This is a genomic window from Azohydromonas caseinilytica (assembly GCF_012927045.1).
Taxonomy (GTDB): Bacteria; Pseudomonadota; Gammaproteobacteria; order Burkholderiales; family Burkholderiaceae_C; genus Azohydromonas; species Azohydromonas caseinilytica.
Map to the genome: position 1 here is coordinate 297318 of NZ_JABBFW010000001.1, position 20974 is coordinate 318291.

Annotated in this window: 23 protein-coding genes; 8 read left to right on the forward strand and 15 right to left on the reverse strand. The window is 71.5% G+C overall.

Annotated elements, in window-relative coordinates; genetic code table 11:
* Positions 1–6: 6 nt before the first annotated feature.
* From ttcA to HHL10_RS01425, 3 genes are read right to left on the reverse strand one after another with little or no spacing between them, the layout of a single operon-like run.
* Positions 7–939 carry a tRNA 2-thiocytidine(32) synthetase TtcA gene (gene ttcA / locus HHL10_RS01415; protein ID WP_235971028.1) on the reverse strand — a complete coding sequence of 311 codons (933 nt, stop codon included), beginning with the start codon at positions 937–939 and terminating at the stop codon, positions 7–9.
* A gap of 12 nt (positions 940–951) precedes the next feature.
* Positions 952–1362, reverse strand: coding sequence for a dihydroneopterin aldolase (locus tag HHL10_RS01420; protein WP_169158553.1), 411 nt, complete (start codon positions 1360–1362; stop codon positions 952–954).
* 1 nt (position 1363) lies between these two features.
* Complete coding sequence (locus HHL10_RS01425) at positions 1364–2143, reverse strand: SDR family oxidoreductase (protein ID WP_169158554.1); 780 nt, start codon at positions 2141–2143, stop codon at positions 1364–1366.
* Positions 2144–2161: 18 nt separating this feature from the next.
* Here HHL10_RS01425 and HHL10_RS01430 point away from each other — a divergent pair, with 18 nt between their 5' ends.
* The 5 genes from HHL10_RS01430 to HHL10_RS01450 all read left to right on the forward strand — a co-directional run bounded on the left by HHL10_RS01430 (position 2162) and on the right by HHL10_RS01450 (position 6409).
* Entirely contained in the window at positions 2162–3265 is a 1104-nt protein-coding gene (locus HHL10_RS01430; RefSeq protein WP_169158555.1) for a class I SAM-dependent methyltransferase, read from the forward strand.
* 17 nt (positions 3266–3282) lie between these two features.
* A complete protein-coding gene (locus HHL10_RS01435; RefSeq protein WP_169158556.1) occupies positions 3283–3474 on the forward strand; it encodes a DUF2905 domain-containing protein in 192 nt (63 codons plus the stop codon).
* Between the two features lie 251 nt (positions 3475–3725).
* Positions 3726–5708, forward strand: a complete 1983-nt coding sequence (locus tag HHL10_RS01440) for a DUF8189 domain-containing protein (RefSeq protein ID WP_169158557.1) — start codon at positions 3726–3728, stop codon at positions 5706–5708.
* Between the two features lie 18 nt (positions 5709–5726).
* Complete coding sequence (locus tag HHL10_RS01445; protein ID WP_169158558.1) at positions 5727–6071, forward strand: hypothetical protein; 345 nt, start codon at positions 5727–5729, stop codon at positions 6069–6071.
* A gap of 14 nt (positions 6072–6085) precedes the next feature.
* Positions 6086–6409, forward strand: a complete 324-nt coding sequence (locus HHL10_RS01450) for a protease inhibitor I42 family protein (protein ID WP_169158559.1) — start codon at positions 6086–6088, stop codon at positions 6407–6409.
* A gap of 42 nt (positions 6410–6451) precedes the next feature.
* Here the strand turns inward: HHL10_RS01450 and HHL10_RS01455 are convergent, their stop codons facing one another.
* Together HHL10_RS01455 and HHL10_RS01460 are read right to left on the reverse strand one after the other, a co-directional pair.
* Positions 6452–6673 carry a hypothetical protein gene (locus tag HHL10_RS01455; protein WP_169158560.1) on the reverse strand — a complete coding sequence of 74 codons (222 nt, stop codon included), beginning with the start codon at positions 6671–6673 and terminating at the stop codon, positions 6452–6454.
* Between the two features lie 109 nt (positions 6674–6782).
* Positions 6783–8024 carry a multifunctional CCA addition/repair protein gene (locus HHL10_RS01460; protein WP_169158561.1) on the reverse strand — a complete coding sequence of 414 codons (1242 nt, stop codon included), beginning with the start codon at positions 8022–8024 and terminating at the stop codon, positions 6783–6785.
* A 285-nt stretch (positions 8025–8309) separates the two neighbouring features.
* On the opposite strand from HHL10_RS01460, the gene HHL10_RS01465 reads away from it, so the two are divergent.
* Entirely contained in the window at positions 8310–8630 is a 321-nt protein-coding gene (locus HHL10_RS01465; RefSeq protein WP_169158562.1) for a hypothetical protein, read from the forward strand.
* A 69-nt stretch (positions 8631–8699) separates the two neighbouring features.
* Here HHL10_RS01465 and HHL10_RS01470 read toward each other — a convergent pair whose 3' ends face one another.
* Genes HHL10_RS01470 through tsaB form a run of 3 tightly spaced genes read right to left on the reverse strand, consistent with a single transcriptional unit; the run spans position 8700 to position 10811 of the window.
* A complete protein-coding gene (locus HHL10_RS01470) occupies positions 8700–9599 on the reverse strand; it encodes a uracil-DNA glycosylase (protein ID WP_169158563.1) in 900 nt (299 codons plus the stop codon).
* A gap of 4 nt (positions 9600–9603) precedes the next feature.
* Complete coding sequence (gene rimI / locus HHL10_RS01475) at positions 9604–10050, reverse strand: ribosomal protein S18-alanine N-acetyltransferase (RefSeq protein ID WP_169158869.1); 447 nt, start codon at positions 10048–10050, stop codon at positions 9604–9606.
* A gap of 56 nt (positions 10051–10106) precedes the next feature.
* Positions 10107–10811 carry a tRNA (adenosine(37)-N6)-threonylcarbamoyltransferase complex dimerization subunit type 1 TsaB gene (tsaB, locus tag HHL10_RS01480; RefSeq protein WP_169158564.1) on the reverse strand — a complete coding sequence of 235 codons (705 nt, stop codon included), beginning with the start codon at positions 10809–10811 and terminating at the stop codon, positions 10107–10109.
* 270 nt (positions 10812–11081) lie between these two features.
* Here tsaB and dacB point away from each other — a divergent pair, with 270 nt between their 5' ends.
* Positions 11082–12401, forward strand: coding sequence for a D-alanyl-D-alanine carboxypeptidase/D-alanyl-D-alanine endopeptidase (dacB, locus tag HHL10_RS01485; protein WP_310734503.1), 1320 nt, complete (start codon positions 11082–11084; stop codon positions 12399–12401).
* Between the two features lie 165 nt (positions 12402–12566).
* Here the strand turns inward: dacB and HHL10_RS01490 are convergent, their stop codons facing one another.
* From HHL10_RS01490 to purE, 4 genes are read right to left on the reverse strand one after another with little or no spacing between them, the layout of a single operon-like run.
* Positions 12567–13550 (reverse strand): SGNH/GDSL hydrolase family protein, encoded by a 984-nt coding sequence (locus HHL10_RS01490; protein ID WP_169158566.1) that lies wholly within the window; start codon positions 13548–13550, stop codon positions 12567–12569.
* Between the two features lie 42 nt (positions 13551–13592).
* The gene (locus HHL10_RS01495; RefSeq protein ID WP_169158567.1) at positions 13593–14576 is read right to left on the reverse strand and encodes an L-threonylcarbamoyladenylate synthase; all 984 of its coding nucleotides are present in this window, start codon (positions 14574–14576) and stop codon (positions 13593–13595) included.
* A gap of 2 nt (positions 14577–14578) precedes the next feature.
* Positions 14579–15763: a 5-(carboxyamino)imidazole ribonucleotide synthase gene (locus HHL10_RS01500; protein WP_169158568.1), complete on the reverse strand. Its 1185-nt coding sequence runs from the start codon at positions 15761–15763 to the stop codon at positions 14579–14581.
* On the reverse strand, positions 15760–16224 hold the full coding sequence (gene purE / locus HHL10_RS01505) for a 5-(carboxyamino)imidazole ribonucleotide mutase (protein ID WP_169158870.1): 465 nt from the start codon (positions 16222–16224) through the stop codon (positions 15760–15762). Before purE ends, HHL10_RS01500 begins: the two co-directional genes overlap by 4 nt.
* 106 nt (positions 16225–16330) lie before the next feature.
* On the opposite strand from purE, the gene HHL10_RS01510 reads away from it, so the two are divergent.
* Entirely contained in the window at positions 16331–17278 is a 948-nt protein-coding gene (locus HHL10_RS01510; protein ID WP_169158569.1) for a tetratricopeptide repeat protein, read from the forward strand.
* A 66-nt stretch (positions 17279–17344) separates the two neighbouring features.
* Here HHL10_RS01510 and HHL10_RS01515 read toward each other — a convergent pair whose 3' ends face one another.
* The 3 genes from HHL10_RS01515 to fba all read right to left on the reverse strand — a co-directional run bounded on the left by HHL10_RS01515 (position 17345) and on the right by fba (position 20962).
* A complete protein-coding gene (locus HHL10_RS01515) occupies positions 17345–18601 on the reverse strand; it encodes a methyl-accepting chemotaxis protein (protein WP_235970970.1) in 1257 nt (418 codons plus the stop codon).
* A 272-nt stretch (positions 18602–18873) separates the two neighbouring features.
* A complete protein-coding gene (locus tag HHL10_RS01520; RefSeq protein ID WP_169158571.1) occupies positions 18874–19782 on the reverse strand; it encodes a phosphoribosylaminoimidazolesuccinocarboxamide synthase in 909 nt (302 codons plus the stop codon).
* A gap of 115 nt (positions 19783–19897) precedes the next feature.
* Positions 19898–20962: a class II fructose-bisphosphate aldolase gene (gene fba / locus HHL10_RS01525; RefSeq protein WP_169158572.1), complete on the reverse strand. Its 1065-nt coding sequence runs from the start codon at positions 20960–20962 to the stop codon at positions 19898–19900.
* Positions 20963–20974 lie beyond the last annotated feature (12 nt).

The following is a 20974-nucleotide window of genomic DNA, read 5'->3' on the forward strand; positions in this document are numbered from 1 at the left end:
TTTGGCCTACTTGTCCAGCTGCAGCTGCACCACGTTCTGCGCCGGCGGCTCGTCGTCGTGGTCGAAGGCCTTGTCGCCGTCCGGATCGGGCACGCCCGTGGCCTTCAGGCCGGTGAAGTCGTAGAGGCGCTTGTCCATCATGTGCGAGGGCACGATGTTGCCCATCGCGGTGAACATGTTGTCGATGCGGCCGGGGAAGCGCTTGTCCCAGTCGCGCAGCATCTGCTTGATCTGCACGCGCTGCAGGTTCTCCTGGCTGCCGCACAGGGTGCAGGGAATGATCGGGTAATGCCGGTGCGCGGCCCAGCGCTCGATGTCGGTCTCGGCCGCGTAGGCCAGCGGGCGGATGACGACGTTGCGGCCGTCGTCGCTCACCAGCTTGGGCGGCATGCCCTTCATGCGGCTGCCGAAGAACATGTTCATGAACAGCGTCTGCAGCATGTCGTCGCGGTGGTGGCCCAGCGCGATCTTGGTCGCCCCCAGCTCGCCGGCGACGCGGTACAGGATGCCCCGGCGCAGCCGCGAGCACAGGCTGCACATCGTCTTGCCTTCCGGGATGTGCTTCTTGACGATGCTGTAGGTGTCCTGGTTCTCGATGTGGAACGGGATGCCCAGGCCCTTGAGGTACTCGGGCAGCACATGCTCGGGGAAGCCCGGCTGCTTCTGGTCCAGGTTGACGGCCACCAGCTCGAACTTGATGGGCGCGCGCTGGCGCAGGTTCATCAGGATGTCGAGCAGCGTGTAGCTGTCCTTGCCGCCGGAGAGGCAGACCATGACGCGGTCGCCGTCCTCGATCATGTTGAAGTCGGCAATGGCCTGGCCGACCTGGCGGTGCAACCGCTTGCTGAGCTTGTTGATCTCGAAGGCGGCGCGCTTCTCGGCGCGGCGCGCTTCCTCGTCATCCAGCGCCGGGCTGGTTTCGGGATTGATGGTGGGCATGCTGCTCATGGCTCAGGCGCTTTGCTGCTCGTCGTTCTTGAGGCCGAAGACCTCGACGCCCACGGCTTCGCAGTCGGGGTACACGTCGGGCTTCTCGGTGGAGACGCGCGCGGCCATCACGCGCGGATGCGCCAGCATCAGCGCCAGCACGTCGTCGCACAGCGTTTCCTGCAGGTGGATGTGGCCGCGCGACACGCGCTCGGCGATGGTGCGGCGGATGAAGTCGTAGTCCACCACCTCGTGCAGCTCGTCGGCCTTCGGGGTGGACAGCGCCAGCGGGATGTAGAGCTCGACGTTGATCAGCACCCGCTGCTCGCCCTTCTTTTCGAAGTCGTGCACGCCGATGTTGATCCACACCTCGTAGTTGCGCAGGAACAGCCGCCGGCACGACATCAGGCTGGGGTGGGATAGCAGGCTTTGCATTTCAATCGGAATCCTTGGGCGCGAGAAAAAGCACGTCGCGCGCCTGGCGTGCCAGGTGTTGGCCGCCATCCACCAGCAGCGTGGTGCCGGTGATGGCGGGCGATTCGAGGACGAAGCGCACGGCGCGCGCCACGTCCTCGGCCGTGGAGGAACGGCCCAGCGGCGTCATGGCATGCGCGGCGGCGAACTGCCGCTCGTCCATCGGGCCCGAGGGCAGCGTGACGCCCGGCGCCACGCCCGCCACGCGCAGCCGCGGCGCCAGGGCCTGCGCCAGCAGCGTGGTGGCCGCCTCCAGCGCCGCTTTGGACAGGGTGTAGGACAGGTGGTCCGGGTTCGGGTTCCACAGCTTCTGGTCCAGCAGGTTCACTACGCAGCCCTGCGCCGCGTCGCCGCGGGCCAGCAGATGCGCATGCAGCGCCTGCGCCAGCAGCACCGGGGCGGCGGTGTTGGCGCGCCAGTGGCGCTCCATGGCCGCGTGGCCGAAGTTCTCGACCGTGTCGTGCTCGAACAGCGAGGCGTTGTTCACGACCGCGTCAAGCCGGGCCAAGCGCTCCACCACGGCCGGCACCAGGGCGCGCGTGGCGGCCTCGTCGGCCAGGTCGGCACTGAAGATCTCGGCGCGGGCCAGGTCGCGGATCGCCTGCGCGGTGTCGCGGGCCTCGTCCTGCGAGCCGCGGCAGTGCAGCGCGATGTCCCAGCCGTGCGCGGCCAGCTCGAGCGCGATGGCGCGCCCGATGCGCCGGGCGCTGCCAGTGACCAGCACGACGGGTCGCTGGACCATGATTCCTACAATCCCTGCATGCAAAAAGACGAACCCGCCAGTGTATCGGCCGCGCTGGCCCACCGATTGCGCCAGGACATCGCCGCGGCCGGCGGCTGGTGGCCTTTCGACCGCTTCATGGCCGCCGCGCTGTACACGCCGGGCCTGGGCTACTACGCGCACGGCGGCGTGAAGTTCGGCGCGCTGCCCGAAGGCGGCAGCGACTTCATCACCGCGCCCGAGCTCAGCCCGCTGTTCGGCCGAGCCATCGCGGTACAGGTGGCGCAGGTGCTCGATGCCACCGGGCTGGACGAGGTGGTCGAGTTCGGCGCCGGCACCGGCGCGCTGGCGCAGCAGCTGCTCGAAGCCCTGGGCGAGCGCTGCCGCCGCTACACCATCGTCGAGCTCTCGGCCTCGCTGCGGCAGCGCCAGCAGCAGCGGCTGGCCGGCTTCGGCGAGCGCGTGCGCTGGATCGACGCGCTGCCCGACGCCATTGAAGGCGTGGTGGTGGGCAACGAGGTGCTGGACGCCATGCCGGTGCAGCTGCTGCACTGGGACGGCGCGCAGTGGCTGGAGCGCGGCGTGGCGCTGGACGAGTGGAAGTTCGTCTTCGCCGACCGCCCGACCGACTTGCGCCCGCCGGTGGAAACGCCGTTCCTGCCGGGCACCGTGACCGAGATCCACCCGCAAGCGCGCGCCTTCGTCACGACGCTGGCCGAGAAGCTGCGGCGCGGTGCGGCCTTTTTCATCGACTACGGCTTCCCGGAGGCCGAGTACTACCACCTGCAGCGCCACGGCGGCACGCTGATGTGCCACCGCGCGCACCAGGCCGACACCGACCCGCTCTCGGACGTGGGCCTCAAGGACATCACCGCGCACGTGGACTTCACCGGCATCGCGCTGGCCGGCCAGGACGCCGGGCTGGACGTGCTGGGCTACACCTCGCAGGCGCATTTCCTCATGAACTGCGGCCTGCCCGCGCTGTTGGCCGAGGCCGACATCCGCCAGCGCGCCGCCGGCCAGAAGCTGATGCAGGAGCACGAGATGGGCGAGCTGTTCAAGGTCATCGGCTTCGGCCGCGGCCTGCCCGAGGGCTTCGACCCCATCGGCTTCGCGCACGGGGACCGCAGCCACCGGCTGTGAGCCCGGGTACCCGTTCGATGCGCTGGCTCCTCGTCTTCCTCCTGGCCTCGCTGATCTTCAGCGGCCTCAACCAGTGGCTGCGCAAGATCGGCCTGGGCCGGCTGCCGGGCGACTTCTCGTTCCGCTGGCGCGGGCGCGAGTTCCACGTGCCGCTGGCCAGCAGCCTGGTGCTGAGCCTGATCGCGGGGCTGATCGGGATGCTGCTGTAGCGGCCCACCAGGGCCGCCGCCGGCCGGCCCGCGGTGGCGCGCCTCGTGACTTTGGTCGTTGCGCGCTTGACCAATCCGATTGTGGCCTTGCGTTGACACCCCCCTGCCGGTGTCCAACGATGGCGCCCCCGAACACCGGGCGGTGTCCGGGTCTTTCATTCCATGGGGTAGATGACTTGCGCAGTCGTTTTCGGGCGCGAGACAGGGCCTTTGAATGACGGCTGCGCCGGTCGAGTGGAGAGGAGATCGCGATGTCGAACATCGATGTGAAGAGTCTCGCTCAGGCCATCGCCACGCAGGGCGCGGGCTGGCAGGCCGGCGAAACCAGCATGACGGCCCTCAGCGACGACGCACGCCGCGCGCGGCTGGGCTTCGTGCCGCCGCCGGATGCGCCCTCCCTGGAGGACCTCGACCGGCAGCTGCGCTCGGGCCAGCGCTCCCATGAGCCCTTCATCGCGGCGGCGGCCATCGGCGCCCCCTCCGCCTACGACCTGCGCAACGTCGGCGGCCGCAACTACGTCACGGCGGTGCGCGACCAGGGCGGCTGCGGCTCGTGCGTGTCCTTCGGCACTTGCGCGGTGATCGAGTCCACGCTCAGGGTGGCGGCCGGCGACCCGGCGCTGGACGTGGACCTCTCGGAAGCCCAGCTGTTCTATTGCTACGCCCGCGCGCAGGGCCGCAACTGCGCCAACGGCTGGTGGCCCGACGCCGCGCTGGACGCCTGCCGCCAGGGGCTGGCCTTCGAGCAGAGCTACCCGTACACGGCCGGCGACCAGAACTGCTCCAACCTCGATCCCGGCTGGCGCTCGCGCTACGCCAAGATCACCGGGCGGCAGGCGCTGTCGGGCGCGGCGATCAAGGAGTGGATCGCCACCCGCGGCCCGGTGACCGGCTGCTTCCTGGTCTACGACGACTTCTTCGCCTACCGCAGCGGGGTCTACCGCCATGTGTCGGGCGGCCTGGCCGGCGGGCACTGCGTGGCCATCATCGGCTACGACGATGCGCAGAGCTGCTGGATCTGCAAGAACAGCTGGGGCCCGGGCTGGGGCGACGGCGGCTTCTTCCGCATCGCCTACGGCGAGTGCGGCATCGACACCAGCTACGGGCCCTACGGCGCCGTGGGTGCATCCATCGAGCAGCAAGGGGCATGGTCCGGCTGGGCGTCCGAAGGCGGCGTGCTGACCTCCGACATCGCCGTGGACAACAACGCCGACGGCCGCCTGGAGGTGTTCGTGCGCGGCACCGACGGCGCCGTGTGGCACAAGTGGCAGGTCGCGCCCAACAGCGGCTGGTCGGGCTGGGCCTCCGAGGGCGGCGTGATCACCTCCAACATCGCCGTGGGCCGCAATGCCGACGGCCGCCTGGAAGTGTTCGTGCGCGGCACCGACAACGCGCTGTGGCACAAGTGGCAGGTCGCGCCCAACAGCACCTGGTCCGGCTGGGCCTCCGAAGGCGGCGTGCTCACCAGCAACATCACCGTGGACCGCAATGCCGACGGGCGCCTGGAAGCCTTCGTGCGCGGCACCGACGGCGCCCTGTGGCACAAGTGGCAGGTCGCGCCCAACGGCACCTGGTCGGGCTGGGCCTCCGAAGGCGGCGTGCTCACTTCCGACATCGCCGTGGGCCGCAATGCCGACGGGCGCCTGGAATTGTTCGTGCGCGGCACCGACAACGCGCTGTGGCACAAGTGGCAAGTCGCGCCCAACGGCACCTGGTCGGGCTGGGCCTCCGAGGGCGGCGTGTTGACCTCGGGCATCGCCGTGGGCCGCAATGCCGATGGGCGGCTGGAGGTGTTCGTGCGCGGCACCGACGGCGCCCTGTGGCACAAGTGGCAGGTCGCGCCCAACGGCACCTGGTCGGGCTGGGCCTCCGAAGGCGGCGTGCTCACCAGCAGCATCGCCCTGGGCCGCAGCCCCAACGGCCGCCTGGAAGCCTTCGTGCGCGGTACCGACAACGCGATGTGGCACAAGTGGCAGGTCGCACCCAACGACGGCTGGTCCGGCTGGGCCTCCGAAGGCGGCGTGCTCACCAGCAACATCGCCATCGGCACCAATGCCGACGGACGCCTGGAGGCCTTCGTGCGCGGCACCGACAACGCGCTGTGGCACAACTGGCAGACGCAGGTCTTCGCCGCGGCACCCGCCGAACAGGCGCCGGCCGCCGAGCCGGTCACGGCCACCGAACCGGCCGCGGCATCGGCCAAGGCCAAGGCCGCCGAGCCGGCGCCCATGTGAAGAGCAGGAGGACTCGCCATGACGACTTCATTAATGCAAGCCCAGCCCGGCAGCGGCAACTCCGACATGCCGCGCGGCGACATGCGCTCGGCGGCCTCCGCCGGCATGCCCCGGGGCGAGATGAACGCCGCGCCGCCGTCCAGCGCCGGCATGCCGGCCGGCACCATGCCCTCGGCGCCCGTTTCCACGAGCCAGCCCGCTGCAGGCATGCCGGCAACCGCGGACCGGGGCGGCGGCATGCCGAGCGGCGCGATGGTCGAGGCCGGACAGGGCATGCCCACCGGCGCCATGCGCCCGGCCTCGGACAGCTCGGAAGCCTGGAACATGGACGTCGTTTCCACTTCGTCCTGCGGCTGCAGCTGAGCGAGAGGACGGCCGTGCCGATCGAGATCAGCGCCCAGGACCCAGGGGCCTCGCACACGCTGGCCCTGGGCGACGAGCTGAGCCTGCACCTGGACGAGAACCCCACCACCGGCTACCGGTGGCAGTTCACCCAGTCGGGCGCCGGCGAGCTCGCCCTGGTGGATGACCGCTTCGTCACCGGCTCCGCCGCCCCGGCGCCCGGCGCGGGCGGCCAGCGTGTGCTTCGCTTCGTGGCCCGCAAACCCGGCGAGGTGCGGCTGGAGGTCGCCAACCGGCGCGCCTGGGAGCCCGCGGACTCCGCGCTGGAGCGGCGGGTGTACGCCATCCTCATCCGTTGAGCGCGCACCGGCGCGGCCACCGTGCCGCGCCGATGCCTGTGCTCAGGCGTAGACGTCGGGGTTGTTGATGGCCCGCAGCTTGTCCGCGTGGCAATAGAAGATCCAGCCCTGATAGCGCACGTCGTAGTAGGTCTCCCGGGCGCCGGCCTGGACCCGGTGGTACGGACCCGCCATCACCTCGACGATCTTGCCCACGGCGCGGCTCGCGGCTGGACTGGCGCGGCAACTGGGCACGACGTAGCAGAACGTTCCTTGCTTCAACATAGCCCGACACTTCCAGCAATGGCTTCTGGACAGGGCAGCAGGCTGCCCCCTTGATGCCTTGACCCACAGCAAGGCATGTGCCGCCGCTGCAGCGGCGGCTGCGACCGGCTCAGCCGACTTGGCGCGCCGCCGCCAGCCCCGCCTCGATCGCCTCCACCCGCGCGCGCTGCACCGCCTCGCCGATGGCCGGCCCGGTGAGCCCGCGCGCCAGTGCCTGCGACGACACCGCGCGCGTGTCGATGCCGCGCGCCCAGCGCAGCACCGCCTGCAGGCGCCGGCGCGGCGGGTAGTCGGCGTCCTCCCTGCCGGCGCGACCGCGCGCATCGCACTCGCAGGCCAGCAGCAGCTGCTCGAAGCGCTCCGGGCGGCGCAGCGCGTCGCAGCGCTCCAGCAGCCGCAGCAGCGCCTTGGCGCCGAACTCCCCACTGCGGTGCACGTTGCCGTGCTCGCGCGCCACCACCTCGGCCAGATGCGCACAGTCGTTGGGCACCTTCAGGCGCTCGCACACGCCCTGGAGCAGCTTCACGCTGCGGCCTTCGTGGCCCAGGTGGCGCGGCAGCACCTCGGCCGGCGTCTCGCCCTTGCCCAGGTCGTGGCCCAGGCAGGCAAAGCGCACCGGCAGCGGCGCTTGCAGCCGCGCCGCGCAATCCAGCACCAGCATCAGGTGCACGCCGGTGTCGATCTCCGGGTGGTGCGCCTCGGGCTGCGGCACACCCCAGAGCCGGTCCACCTCGGGCAGCAGCACCGCCAGCGCGCCGCTGTCGCGCAGCAGCTCGAACATGCGCGAGGGTTTTACTTCCATCAGCCCGCGCGCGAACTCCTGCCACACGCGCTCGGGCACCAGGTGGTCCACCTCGCCCTCGGCCACCATGTGCCGCATCAGCGCCAGCGTCTCGGGGGCGACGGAGAAGTCGGTGAAGCGCGCGGCGAAGCGCGCCACGCGCAGCACCCGCACCGGGTCCTCGGTGAAGGCCGGGCTGACATGGCGCAGCACGCGCTGGCGCAGGTCGCGCTCGCCGCCCCAGGGATCGACCAGCGTGCCGTCCTCGCGCATGGCCATGGCGTTGATGGTGAGATCCCGGCGCCGCAGGTCGTCCTCCAGCGTCACGTCCGGCGCCGCGTACACCGTGAAGCCGCGGTAGCCGCGCCCGCTCTTGCGCTCGGTGCGGGCCAGCGCGTGCTCCTCGCCGGTATCCGGATGCAAGAACACCGGGAAATCCGCACCGACGGGACGAAAGCCCGCGTCGAGCATCTGCTGCGGCGTGGCGCCGACCACCACCCAGTCGGTATCGGTATGGGGCAGGCCCAGCAGGCGGTCACGCACGGCGCCGCCGACGATGAAACGTTGCATGCGGCGCAGTCTACGCAGCGCCTTCCGCCCCGCCGGCCAGCGGGGCCGCCGCCCCAAGATCCATGGAAGCTTTGCGCAGAAGCGTCAACGTCTTGTGACAGGCGGCCTTGGAGCGCGGGGTGTCGGGTCGGGCCGGGGGATCAGTAAATACCCGAACGCACGATGGACCGATTTTTTGCTGTCGCAAGAACGGCCCGCCGGAGCCCATCACGTCCTGCGCCGCAGCCCCCTCGCCGGCGGCGTTTTCGGATGCATGCACAGGTGCCCCCCTGCAGGAGAGTTGGCATGAGATCGAAGTTCCTGGTCCTGGCCGGTGTGCTGGCCGGTGTCGCTACCCTTGGGTCGGCTTCCGTCCTGGCTGCCCCGGCGTCGCCGGCGGCCGTCCCCGCACCTGCCGCCACACCGGCCGCCATGCCGGCGGTGGCGCCACGCGACGATGGCGTGGAGGCCGGCGTGGCAGTCCAACCCACGGTCGCCTCCGCCACCATCGCGCCGGCCCAGCCCCCTACACCCGAGCCGACGCAAAGCGCCTTCCCCACCTCTGAAACCCTGCTGGTGCTTGCCGGCCTGCTGGCCGTGGGCATCATCGTGCGGCGGCGCAACTGAACCCGGCGCGCCGACTCACTTCCATCCCAGCGACGGGCCCACGGGCCCGTTTCCTTTTCCCGGCGCGGCTCAGGCCGCCGCGGTGCCCGGCTCCACGAGCGAGGCAGCCAGGCACAGGTCGTCCCAGGCGCGGGCCTTGTCCACCGGGTTGCGCAGCAGGTAGGCCGGGTGATAGGTCACCACCAGCGGGATGCCCTGGTAGCGGTGCACCTGGCCGCGCAATTTGCCGATGGGCAGCGTGCTGCGCAGCAGCGACTGCACCGCGAAGCGCCCCATGGCCAGGATGACACGCGGCTGCACCAGCGCGAGCTGGCGCTGCAGGTAGGGCTCGCACTGCGCCAGCTCCTCCGGCGCCGGGTTGCGGTTGCGCGGCGGGCGGCACTTGAGGGTGTTGGCGATGAACACTTGGCGCTCGGCCGGCGCGGCCTCGCGGGTGAGGCCCAGCGCCGCCAGCATCGCGTCCAGCAGCTGCCCGGCCGGGCCGACGAAGGGCTCGCCGCGCAGGTCCTCCTGCTCGCCCGGCGCCTCGCCCACGATCATCCAGTGCGCCCGCTCGTTGCCGACGCCGAACACCGTGTGCCTGCGGCTGTTGCACAGCGCGCAGGCGCGGCAGTTCTCGACCGCCGAGCGCAGCGCCGGCCAGTCCAGCGCCGCGACCTCGCCGCCGCCGAAGGGCAGGCCCGGCGCCACGTCGATGGGGCCGTCCACGCGCTGCGCCACGGCGGGCGCGGACGCGGCACTGGCCGTGCCGGCGCCCGCGGCCCGGGGCAGCGGGCGCTGCGCCACCGCGGTACCCACCGAGGGCGCGGCCGTGACTGCGCGATAGGCCGGCGTGGCCGGGATTTCAGCTTGGGCCGCCTCGGCCGCGGCGGGCTCCGGCGTCGGCACCGCATCGGCCCCGACCGGCGGCTGCCACAGCCGGATGCCCATCCACTCCAGCATCTGCAGCTGGCGTTCGCTGTAGGCCATGGCTTCAGCCCTCGTCCGGCGCGACGACCAGGCTCATCAGCAGCGCGTCCTCGCGCCGCCCGCCCTGCGCCGGGTAGTAGCCGCGGCGCCGCCCCACCAGGGCGAAGCCGTAGCGCTCATAGAGTTCGCGCGCGCCGGTGTTGCTCTCGCGCACCTCCAGCCAGAGGCTGCCCAGCTCCACCTGGCGGCAGTGCGCCGCCAGCGCGTCCAGCATGAAGCGGGCATAGCCGCGCCGGCGCGCCGCCGGGGCCACGGTGATGTTGAGCAGGTGCATCTCGTCGAAGCCGGCCATGGCGACGTAGTAGCCCACCGGCACGCCGCCCGGCGTCTCGCGCAGCAGCTGCGCCGGGTAGCCGGCGTGCAGCGAGTCGATGAAATTGCCGCGGGTCCAGGGGAACTCGTAGCTGGCCTGCTCCAGCGCCATCACGGCGTCCAGGTGGGCCACGCGCATGGGCTCCAGCACCGGCGCGCCCGTGCCGCCGAAGGGCAGCGGCTGCGGCGCGGCGCTCACGGCGTCGCTCCCGCGGCGGCGCGCGCCGCCTCGCGCTCGGCCGTGGTCTGCGCCACCTTGTCGCGCAGGTACAGCGGCAGCGCCTGCGCCGCATCCAGCGCCTCGCCGCGGGCCCAGGCCTGCTGCGCCAGCCGCAGCAGCGCGCCGGCCCGGTCCCGGGCCTGCGGCAGGCGCAGCGCCGCCGCGGCGGGCGCCGGCAGCAGGTCCAGGCCCGAGCCGGCCAGCACCGGCGCATCGGCGTCCCAGGCCCCAGGGGCGTACAGCGCGGGAGCCTGCAGCGTCTGCCAGGCCTGGCCGCTCCAGCGGTAGCGGGCGGCGTAGAGCTCGTTCATGCGCGCGTCCATGGCCACGCCGACCTCGAAGCCGTCGCCGCCGTCGCACTGCGCGCGGGCGTCCTCGGCCACGATCAGCAGGCTGTCCAGCGCCAGCACCGGCTTGCCGGCGCCGAAGGCCAGGCCCTGCGCCACGGCGCAGGCGGTGCGCAGCCCGGTGAAGGCGCCGGGACCGTGGGCAAAGGCGACGGCGTCCAGCGCCTGCAGGGTGAGACCCGCCTGCCGCAGCAGCCCCAGGGCCGCGGGCAGGACGCGGCGCGAGGATTCGGCGCCGCCGGCCTCGTCCAGCGTCAGCGCGCCCCCGGGGCCGGCCAGGGCCAGCACCAGGCGCTCGGTGGAACAGTCCACCGCCAGTAGTCGAGCGTTCATGCGCGCGGCTCCCGGGCCAGGCAGTGGCGAAGGCAGGCCCACGGCGGGGACAGAAAAACCAGGGCATCCATCGCTGCGGATTATCCGGCAGGGCCATCCCCCGCCCGGGGGCCCGGCTACGATCGCCCCGCCATGCCATCGCGCCGTCACTTCCTTTCCTCCCTGCTGGCCCTTCCCTTCGGATTCGGAGCCTGCGCCCAGACCGCCCCTCTTCCCCCCACGTCCTGGCCGCCGCCGGACGCCCCCGCCGCCGGCCCTTTGCCGCCCGCCGTGGCCCAGGCGCTGCAACAGGCGAACCTGCCGCCGCAGGCGCTGGCGGTGCTGGTGCAGGACCTGCAAGGCAACACGACGCGGCTGAGCCTCAATGCCGCCGCGCCCATGAACCCGGCCTCGGTGATGAAGCTCGCCACCACCGCCGCGGCGCTGGACCTGCTGGGCCCGGCCTGGAGCTGGCGCACGCCGGTGTGGGTGCAGGGCAGCGTCGAGCGCGGCCGGCTGCGCGGCTCGGTCGTGATCCAGGGCCGGGGCGACCCCAAGCTCACCCAGGAGCGGCTGTACCTGCTGATGCGGCGGCTGCGCGCCTGGGGCATCGACGAGATCGACGGCGACTTCGTGCTGGACCGCAGCGCGTTCGAGCCCGCCGCCGGCGCGCCCGGCGACTTCGACGGCGAGGCGCTGCGCCCCTACAACGTGCTGCCCGACGCGCTGCTGCTCAACCTGCGCGCGCTGACGCTGAGCTTCATGCCCGATGCCGCGCGCGGCGTGGCGCGCGTGGGGCTGGAGCCGCCGCTGGACGGCGTGCAGCTGGACACCCGGGTGCCCCTGTCCAACGGCCCCTGCGGCGACTGGCGCGGCACGCTCAAGGCCGACTTCAACGACCCGGCCCGGCTGCACCTGGCCGGCCGCTACCCGCTGTCCTGCGGCGAGCGCTTCTGGCCCGTGGCCTACGCCGACCCGGCCGCCTTCGACGCGCGGCTGCTGCAGGCGCTGTGGCAGGAGGCCGGCGGCCGGCTGCGCGGCGGCGTGCGCGAGGGCCGCGCGCCCGGCGACGCGGCGCCGACCTTCGAGCTGGGCTCGCCGCCGCTGGCCGAGGTGGTGCGCGACATCAACAAGTTCAGCAACAACGTGATGGCGCAGCAGCTGTTTCTGACGCTGGCGCTGGAGCAGCAGGGGCTGGGCAGCACGGCGGGCGCGCGCACCGTGCTTTCGGGCTGGCTGCAGCGGCGCCTGGGCGCCGCGGCGGTGGACGGCGCCGTCATCGACAACGGCTCGGGCCTGTCGCGCCAGACCCGGCTGAGCGCGGCGCTGCTGGGCCGGCTGCTGCAGGCGGCCTGGGCCGCGCCGTGGATGCCGGAGTTCATGGCCTCGCTGCCGATCCAGGGCCTGGACGGCACGCTGCGCCGCTGGGCCGGCGAGCCCGGGCGAGCCCACCTCAAGACCGGCTCACTGCGCGATGTTTCGGCGGTGGCGGGCTACGTGCTGGGCCGCAGCGGGCGCCGCCATGCGCTGGTGGCCCTGGTCAACCACCCGCAGGCTGCGGCGGCGCGGCCGGTGCTGGACGCGCTGCTGCAGTGGACGCTGGAGGATTGAGCGCCGGCCGCGCTGGATTGTTTCCTCAGAAGTGACCCTGAAGTCACTCGAAGGCTCGCAGTGACAGAACCGTCGCCTGGGAGTTGACGGTCTTGGACAGCCAAGTCATGGGAAGCGGCTCTCATGTCCCGGCGTTTCGGGCATGAGAGCCGGCTTCGTTCAGCCTCAGAACGGCAGGCCGCTCTCGCCGGCCATCGAGATGGCGCGCTGGCCGAGCTGGTACTGGAACTGGTAGCCCGGACGCGTCGGGTCGGCCCAGACCCAGTCGTTCACGTTGGCATTCGCGTTGAGCGTGCCGGTCGTGCACTGCAGCAACTCGGTGCCGCTTTGCTGGCAGACCGGCGTGGCATTGCGCTCGCGGGTGCCGGCGTCATTGCTCTCGGCAATCGCCTTGATCCAGGAGGTGCCGACCTGGATCAGGCCGTAGTCCTTGCCGGTGAGGCCGTAGAAGGCCAGGCCCTTGCTGGCGCCCTCGCCGGTGCCACCGCTTTGCAGCGCGTCATTGAAAGCCGTAGTCAGCACCTGCAGCCTGCGCGGCGCATCACCGCCCTCGCTGACGGCGTAAGGCGACGCCCCCATGTAGGGAACGGTGGCGATGAGCACGGCCGGGCCGGCCTTCACCAGGCGATTGACCTGCGCCGCCAGCACCTCGGCCCGGGCCTTGATGAGGCCCACGGCCGCGGCCTCGTCCACGGCCCCGGCCTTCCAGCCCTGGTAGACCTCCAGCACGTCATAGGTCCCCACCAGGATGGTGACGAGGTCCTTTTCGACGGGGGCGTCGCCGGACAGGAAGCGCGACACCTGCGCCTGCACATCCGCCACCTTGGCGCCATAGGCGGCGCGGCTGACGGCCTTGCCCGCACCCGTGCCCGGGCATTCCGCGAAGCTCATGCCGAAATGGCTGGCCAGCTGCTGCGTCCACAGCGGGTAGGTGCCGCAGACGGGATTGCCGGCGGCGTCCAGCTCGTTGACGCCGTAGCGGCGCCCGCTGCTGTCCAGCAGGCTGAGCTCGTCGCCGAAGGCGACGATGCGCTGGGGCTCGAAGGGCTCGGCGCGGTCGCCGCCGCCGCAGGCACCCAGCACCGCCGCGGCGCACAGCGCCAGGGCCGCGCGCCGCACGCGGCGCGGAAACAGTCGATTCAGGCTCATGAGTTCTCCACAGGGCGGCCGCTGTGGCCGCCGGCTTCAGATTCAGGCGGCCGCTGCGGCACGCTGCAGCCGGTCGCGCACGCCGTCCCACTCGGCCGCGGGCGGCGGCTGCTCGACCCAGATCAGCGCCGCACCCAGCGCGTCGAACTCGCGCAGCACGGCAAAGAGCTCAAAGGCCGCGGCGCGCGCGTCGTCGGGCATGCGCCGGTGCAGAACGCCGGGCGGCGGCTCGACGGAGCGGGAATATAGCGCCAGCACCATCCCCGCTTCGGGCGGGACGGCCAGGGCCTGGCGCAGCGTCTGCGCGTCCAGCAGCCGCAGCGGCGCGCGCGGCGCGTAATGCGCCTCCAGCGTGCCGGAGGCGCGCGGGGCCTGCGCATCGCGCGCGCGCAGCGGCTCGCCGCACACGGCCTCGATCTGCGCCGGCGTGAGCACGCCCGGGCGCAGCAGCACCGGGTGTTCACGGGTGAGATCGACGATGGTGGACTCGATGCCCACCGCGCAGGCGCCGCCGTCGAGCACGGCCAGCGCCTCGCCGAACTCGCCCTGCACATGCGCCGCCGTGGTCGGGCTGATGCGCCCGAAGCGGTTGGCGCTGGGCGCGGCCACGCCGGGCACGCCCAGGCGCGCCGCGGCCTGCAGCAGCGCATGCGCCACCGGGTGCGCCGGGCAGCGCAGCCCGATGCTGGACTGTCCGCCCGCGGCCGCCGCGGCCACGCCCTCGCGCCGCGGCAGGATCAGCGTCAGCGGCCCGGGCCAGAACGCGTCCATCAGCCGCCGCGCCATGGGCTGATCCGCCGCCGGCGTGAAGGCCGGCGCCTCAGCCGCGTCGCTGACATGCACGATCAGCGGGTGGTCGCTGGGCCGGCCCTTGGCCGCGAAGATCTTGGCCACCGCCGCGTCCTGGTCGGCGCGGGCGCCCAGGCCATAGACGGTTTCGGTGGGCAGGGCGACCAGCTCGCCCGCGGCCAGCAGCGCCGCGGCCTGCGCGATCGCCTGCGGGTCGGTGCCGTCAAGCAGCGGCATGCTCAGAAGGCCGGCAGGCCCAGCAGCGCCGCGGCCTGCAGCGCCACGGCGCGCGCCGTGGCGGCGTCCGCCGCGGTGATGGTCAAGTGGCCCATCTTGCGGCCGGGCCGCGCGCCGGCCTTGCCGTAGAGGTGCAGGTGCGCGCCGGGCAGCGCCAGCACCTGCGCCCAGGGCGGCGTGCGCTCGGTGCCCTGGGCATCGAACCACAGGTCGCCCAGCAGGTTGAGCATCACGGCGCAGGAGTGCAGGCGCGGCGCCGCCAGCGGCAGGCCGGCCAGGGTGCGCACCTGCAGGTCGAACTGAGACTGGTCGCAGGCGTCGATGCTGTAGTGGCCGGAGTTGTGCGGACGCGGCGCCATCTCGTTGGCCACCAGCGTGCCGTCCTGCAGCACGAAGAACTCCACGCACAGCACGCCCACGTAGCGCAGCGACTGCGCCACCGCCTGCGCGCACTGCACGGCCTGCTGCCGCAGCGCCTCGCTCACCTCGGGCGCGGGCACCTGCGTGACGGCCAGGATGCCGTCGCGGTGCAGGTTCTGCTGCACCGGGAAGTGCACCAACGTGCCGTCGGCCGCGCGCGCCACGATGACGCTGAGCTCCAGCGCCAGGGGCAGCATCTTTTCCAGCACGCAGGGCACGCGGCCCAGCTCGTCCCAGGCGGCGGCCAGCGCGGCGCGGTCGGCCACGCGGACCTGGCCCTTGCCGTCGTAGCCCAGGCGCGCGGTCTTGAGGATGCCGGGCAGCAGTTCGTCGGCGACGGTGGCTAGCTGCTCGGCCGTCTCGATCAGCGCCCAGGGCGCGCAGGGCACGCCGCTGGCGCGGAAATGGCGCTTCTCGGCGTCGCGGTCCTGGCACACGGCCACGGCATCGGCGCCCGGCGCCACCGGGCGCTGCGCGCCCAGCGTCAGCAGCGCGGCGGCGGGCACGTTCTCGAACTCGGTGGTGATGGCGCTGGAGCGCTGCATCAGCTGCGCCAGGCCTTGCTCGTCGAGGTAGCCGGCGCGGATGTGGTGGTGCGCCACCGCGCCGGCGGGGCTGGCGGCGTCGGGGTCGAGCACCACGGTGACGTAGCCCATCTCCTGCGCGGCCTGCACGAACATGCGACCGAGCTGGCCGCCGCCCATGACGCCCAGCGTGATGGGGCGGCCGTCTTCGCCGGTGGCCCCGGGCAGCAGTGCGGCGCTCATTTCAGGTCCTGCGTCATGGCCCGGGCGGCTTCGGTCTGGCGGGCCCGGTAGGCCTCCAGGCGAGCGCGCAGCGCCGGGTTGTCGTTGGCCAGCATCGCCACGGCGAAGAGGGCCGCGTTGCCCGCGCCGGCGGTGCCGATGGCAAACGTTGCCACGGGGATGCCCTTGGGCATCTGCACGATGGAGTGCAGCGAATCCACGCCCTGCAGATGCCGGCTGGCCACCGGCACGCCCAGCACCGGCACCGTGGTCTTGGCCGCCAGCATGCCGGGCAGGTGCGCCGCGCCGCCCGCGCCGGCGATGATCGCCTTGAGCCCGCGCGCGGCGGCAGTCTCGGCGTAGGCAAACATGTCGTCGGGCATGCGGTGTGCGGAGACCACCCGCGCCTCGAAGTCAATGCCGAACTCGGCGAGAATCTGCGTGGCGTGCTGCATGGTCTCCCAGTCACTGCTGGATCCCATCACCACGCCCACCGTCACTGGGGCAGTCGTCACTGCTTGCTCCACCGGAAATCAGGGAAACCTTGCATTGTAGGCGGCGCCTTCTTCCCAGCGCCGAGCCACCGACATGACCGACATCACCATCCAGAACTTCGAACAGGACCTCATCAACGAGTCCATGCGCCAGCCCGTGCTGCTGGACATCTGGGCGCCGTGGTGCGGCCCCTGCCGCACGCTGGGGCCTCTGCTGGAGAAGCTGGAGGTGGCCTACGCCGGGCGCTTCAAGCTGGCCAAGCTCAACAGCGACGACCAGCCCGAGATCGCCGGCCAGCTCAGCCAGGCCTTCGGCGTGCGTTCCATCCCCTTCTGCGTGCTGTTCGACCGCGGCCAGCCGGTGGACGGCTTCGTGGGCGCGCTGCCCGAGGCGCAGATCCGCGCCTTCCTCGACCGCCACGTGCCCAGCGCCGACGAAATGCAGGCCGAGGAGGAGCTGGAAGAGGCGCAGGCCCTGGCCGCCGAGGGCGATGCCGACGCGGCGCTGGACCGGCTGCAGCAGGCCGTGGCCATCGATCCCGGCAACGACGCCGCGCGCTGCGACTACGTCAAGCTGCTGCTGGAGCGCGGCCAGGTGGCGCAGGCGCGCCAGGCGTGGGAGCCGGTGGCGGGCAAGGCGCCGCTGGATGCGCGCATCGCCGCGCTGGGCCACTGGCTCGATGCCAGCGAGAAGGCCGCCACGGCCCGCGGCGCCGACGAGCTCGCTGCCGCCATCGCCGCCAACAAGCGCGATTTCGACGCGCGCTTCGAGCTGGCGCAGACGCATTTCGCCGCTGGCCGCTTCACGGCCGCGATGGACGAGCTGCTGGAAATCATCATGCGCGACAAGGCCTGGAACGGCGAGCTCGCGCGCAAGGCCTACGTGGCCATCCTGGAGCTGATGACCAAGCCGGCGCCGAAGGCCGCTGCGGCCGCCGAGGCCAAGGGCACGCTGGAGGTCACCGGCAAGTCAGCCGCCCCCGCGCCGGCCGATCCGGTGGTGGACCAGTACCGCCGCAAGCTCAGCATGGCGCTGTTCTGAGCGGGCGCGGCCCGCGGCGGCAGGGGACGTGGCGTCGGCCACGTCCTCACATTCCCGGCTGCCGCTTCAGAAATTGAAGCCCACGCGCAGCCCGCCCCAATGGCGGCCGGACACCACGATGGGCGCTGAAGCCTCCTTCAGGATCACGAACTGGCCGCCGCCCATGTCGCGGCGGTAGGTCTGCAGCAGGAAGGGGCGCTTGTTGCGCGCCGAGGCCAGCCCGGTGCGGTCGTTGAAGATGCGGCGGTAACGGCTGTTGGCCGTGTCCCAGGCCAGGTCGCCACGCTGCGGCTGCGAGTATTTCTTGTTGTGCGTGGGGCAGTAGCCGTTGCGATCCACGGCAATGCAGTAGCTCACGCGCGGCGTCAGGCCCAGCACGCGTTCCTGCACCTGCGGGAACAGCCGGTCGGCCACCTCCACGAAGCGCGCGAGGTACTGGGGCGGGTTGGTGTTGGGAATGGAGCGGTAGTTCTCGTCGAACAGGTCCTGCAGCTGCAGGTTGCCGCTGCGCACGGCCTGCTCCAGCAGGTCGGCGATCTCCTGCGCCGCCTGCTGCGCAGCCTGGATGAAGGGCGTGTCGGCCGTCTCCACGCCAAAGCCCGCCACCTGCTCGATCATCGCCTCGGACACCTTGAGGAAGCGGTCGCTGCAGGCCAGCGCCGTGGTGAGCCGGGCCTTGGCCTGCTGCACCTCGCTTTCGAGCTCCTGGGTGTAATCGTTGAGTTGCGAACAAGTGCGGCGGCTCTGCTCGGCGGCCAGGCTGATGCGCTCCACGTCCTGCTCGACGCTGGCGAAGGCCACATGCACGGCGCTGCGCGAGCGCGTCCCGGCCTTGTCGTCAAAGCGCAGGTCGCGGCTGAAGTTGTCGATGCGGTCGTCGAGCTGGGTCACCGTGGTCATGATGGCCTTGGACGTGGTCTCGACCTTGCCGGCGAGATCCTTGACCGCATCGGCCACCACGCCGAAACCGCGCCCGGCCTCACCCGCGCGCTTGGCCTCCACCGAGGCATTGAAGGCCACCAGCCGGGTCTGCAGCGCGATCTGCGTGATCTCGCCGGCCGCATCGGCCACCTGGTGCAGCGTCTCGACGATGCCCTGCACCTCGCGGCTGACCGACTGCAGCGCCTCGCGCGCCCGGGCCACGGCCTGCAGCGTCTCCAGCGTCGCGTCGGCGATGGAGCCCTGCGCGGTCTGCACCTCCACCAGTTGCGCGGCCAACTGCTGCATGGCCTGGCCCTGGGCGTGAACGATCTTCTGCGTGTCCTCCATGGCGCCGCGCACTTCGGCGGCGTCACGGCCCACATTGGAGGCTTGGGCGGACATCGCCCGCACCACCGCCACGGCGTCGCCAACACCGACCGCAGCCGGAACCGGGGCGGAGCCCGGTACTGGCTTGGCAACGGCGTCGCCATCAGAGCGGCGGAAAAGTCTGAGCATGGGTACGTCTCCAAAGTCGCCGGCTTCGAGCCTCACCAGAGCTGTTGCCGATCTTCTGCACCCTTATCGGGCGGTACCTCGGTCAGTTTGAGAAGGGATTACACGTAGAACTACGTAATCACTTCCAGGCCAACTTGTGTCAAGCCGGTACAACTGGCTCAAGCCGTGAGCCGCTGCAGGGCCTCGCGGTACTTGGCCGCCGTCTTCTGCACCACGTCATCGGGCAACGCCGGCGCGGGAGCTTGCTTGTTCCAGGGCTGGCCGTCCACGCGCACGGCTTCCAGCCAGTCGCGCACGAACTGCTTGTCGTAGCTGGGCGGGTTGTCGCCGCGGGCCACGGCGTCGGCGTAGCTCTCCACGGGCCAGTAGCGCGAGGAGTCGGGCGTGAGCACCTCGTCCATCAGCGTCAGGCGCCCGGCCTCGTCGAGGCCGAACTCGAACTTGGTGTCGGCAATGATGATGCCCTTGGTCAGCGCGAAGTCCGCGGCCTCGCGGTACAGGCGGATCGACACCTCGCGCACCTGCTCGGCCAGGTCCTTGCCGATGATCTGGACCATGCGCTCGAAGCTGATGTTCTCGTCATGCTCGCCCATCTCGGCCTTGGTGGCGGGCGTGAAGATCGGCTCGGGCAGCTTGGCCGCGTTGTGCAGGCCCGGCGGCAGCGCCACGCCGCAGACGCGGCCATCCTGCTGGTATTCCTTCCAGCCGCTGCCGGCGAGGTAGCCGCGCACCACCGCTTCCACCGGCAGCGGCTTCAGGCGCTTGACCAGCATGGAGCGCCCGCGCACCTGATCGCGCTCATCCTCGGCGACCACGGACACCGGATCTTCGCCCGTGAGGTGGTTGGGCACCACGTGGCCCAGGCGCTGGAACCAGAACAGCGCCATCTGCGTCAGCAGTTCGCCCTTGCCGGGAATGGGCTCGCCCATCACCACGTCGAAAGCCGAGAGCCGGTCGCTGGCCACCATCAGCAGCCGGTCGGCGCCCACGGCGTAGTTGTCGCGCACCTTGCCGCGCGCCAGCAGGGGCAGGGATTTCAGGGAGCTCTCGAGCAGGGCGGTGGTCATGGCGAAAGGCGGGTGCAACAAAAAGAGGCGCGATTGTAGGAGCAGCAAATAGAAAGGCCCGCTGAGGCGGGCCTTCGAGGCTCGGGAAATCAGACCCGCGCCGGCATGCTTGCCATCACTTCACCAGCTGCGCCAGCGCACCGCTGGCGTAGCGCTGGGCCATCTCGTCCAGCGCGATCGGCTTGATCTTGGCGGCCTGCCCTTCGCAGCCGAACTCCAGGTAGCGCTGCTTGCAGATCTGCTTGGCCGCCTCGCGCGCGGGCTTCATCCACTCGCGCATGTCGAACTTGTCGGGGTTCTCGGCGTGGAACTTGCGCACCGCGCCCGTCATCGCCAGGCGGATGTCGGTGTCGATGTTGATCTTGCGCACGCCGTACTTGATGGCTTCCTGGATCTCCTCGACCGGCACGCCGTAGGTCTCCTTCATCTTGCCGCCGTACTGGTTGATGATGGCCAGCAGGTCCTGCGGCACCGACGAGGAGCCGTGCATCACCAGGTGCGTGTTGGGGATGCGGGCGTGGATTTCCTTGACGCGCGAGATGGCCAGGATGTCGCCGGTGGGCTTGCGCGAGAACTTGTAAGCGCCGTGGCTGGTGCCGATGGCGATGGCCAGCGCGTCGAGCTGCGTCTGCTTGACGAAGTCGGCGGCCTGCTCCGGATCGGTCAGCAGGGCGGCGTGGTCGAGCTTGCCGACGGCACCGATGCCGTCTTCCTCACCGGCCTCGCCGGTCTCCAGCGAGCCCAGGCAGCCGAGCTCGCCCTCGACCGTCACGCCGACCTTGTGGGCCATCGCCACCACCTTCTTGGTGACGTCCACGTTGTAGTCGTAGCTCGAAGGCGTCTTGCCGTCTTCCATCAGCGAGCCGTCCATCATCACCGAGCCGAAGCCCAGGTCGATGGCGCCCTGGCAGATGGCCGGGCTCTGGCCGTGGTCCTGGTGCATGACCAGCGGGATCTGCGGATAGGCCTCGACGGCGGCCTGGATCAGGTGCTTGATGAAGGATTCGCCCGCGTACTTCCGCGCCCCGGCGCTGGCCTGCAGGATCACCGGCGCGCCGGTTTCCTTGGCCGCTTCCATCACGGCCTGCACCTGCTCCAGGTTGTTGACGTTGAAGGCCGGAATGCCATAGCCGTTTTCGGCGGCATGGTCCAGCAGCTGGCGCATCGAGACGAGAGGCATGGTGAAAGTCCC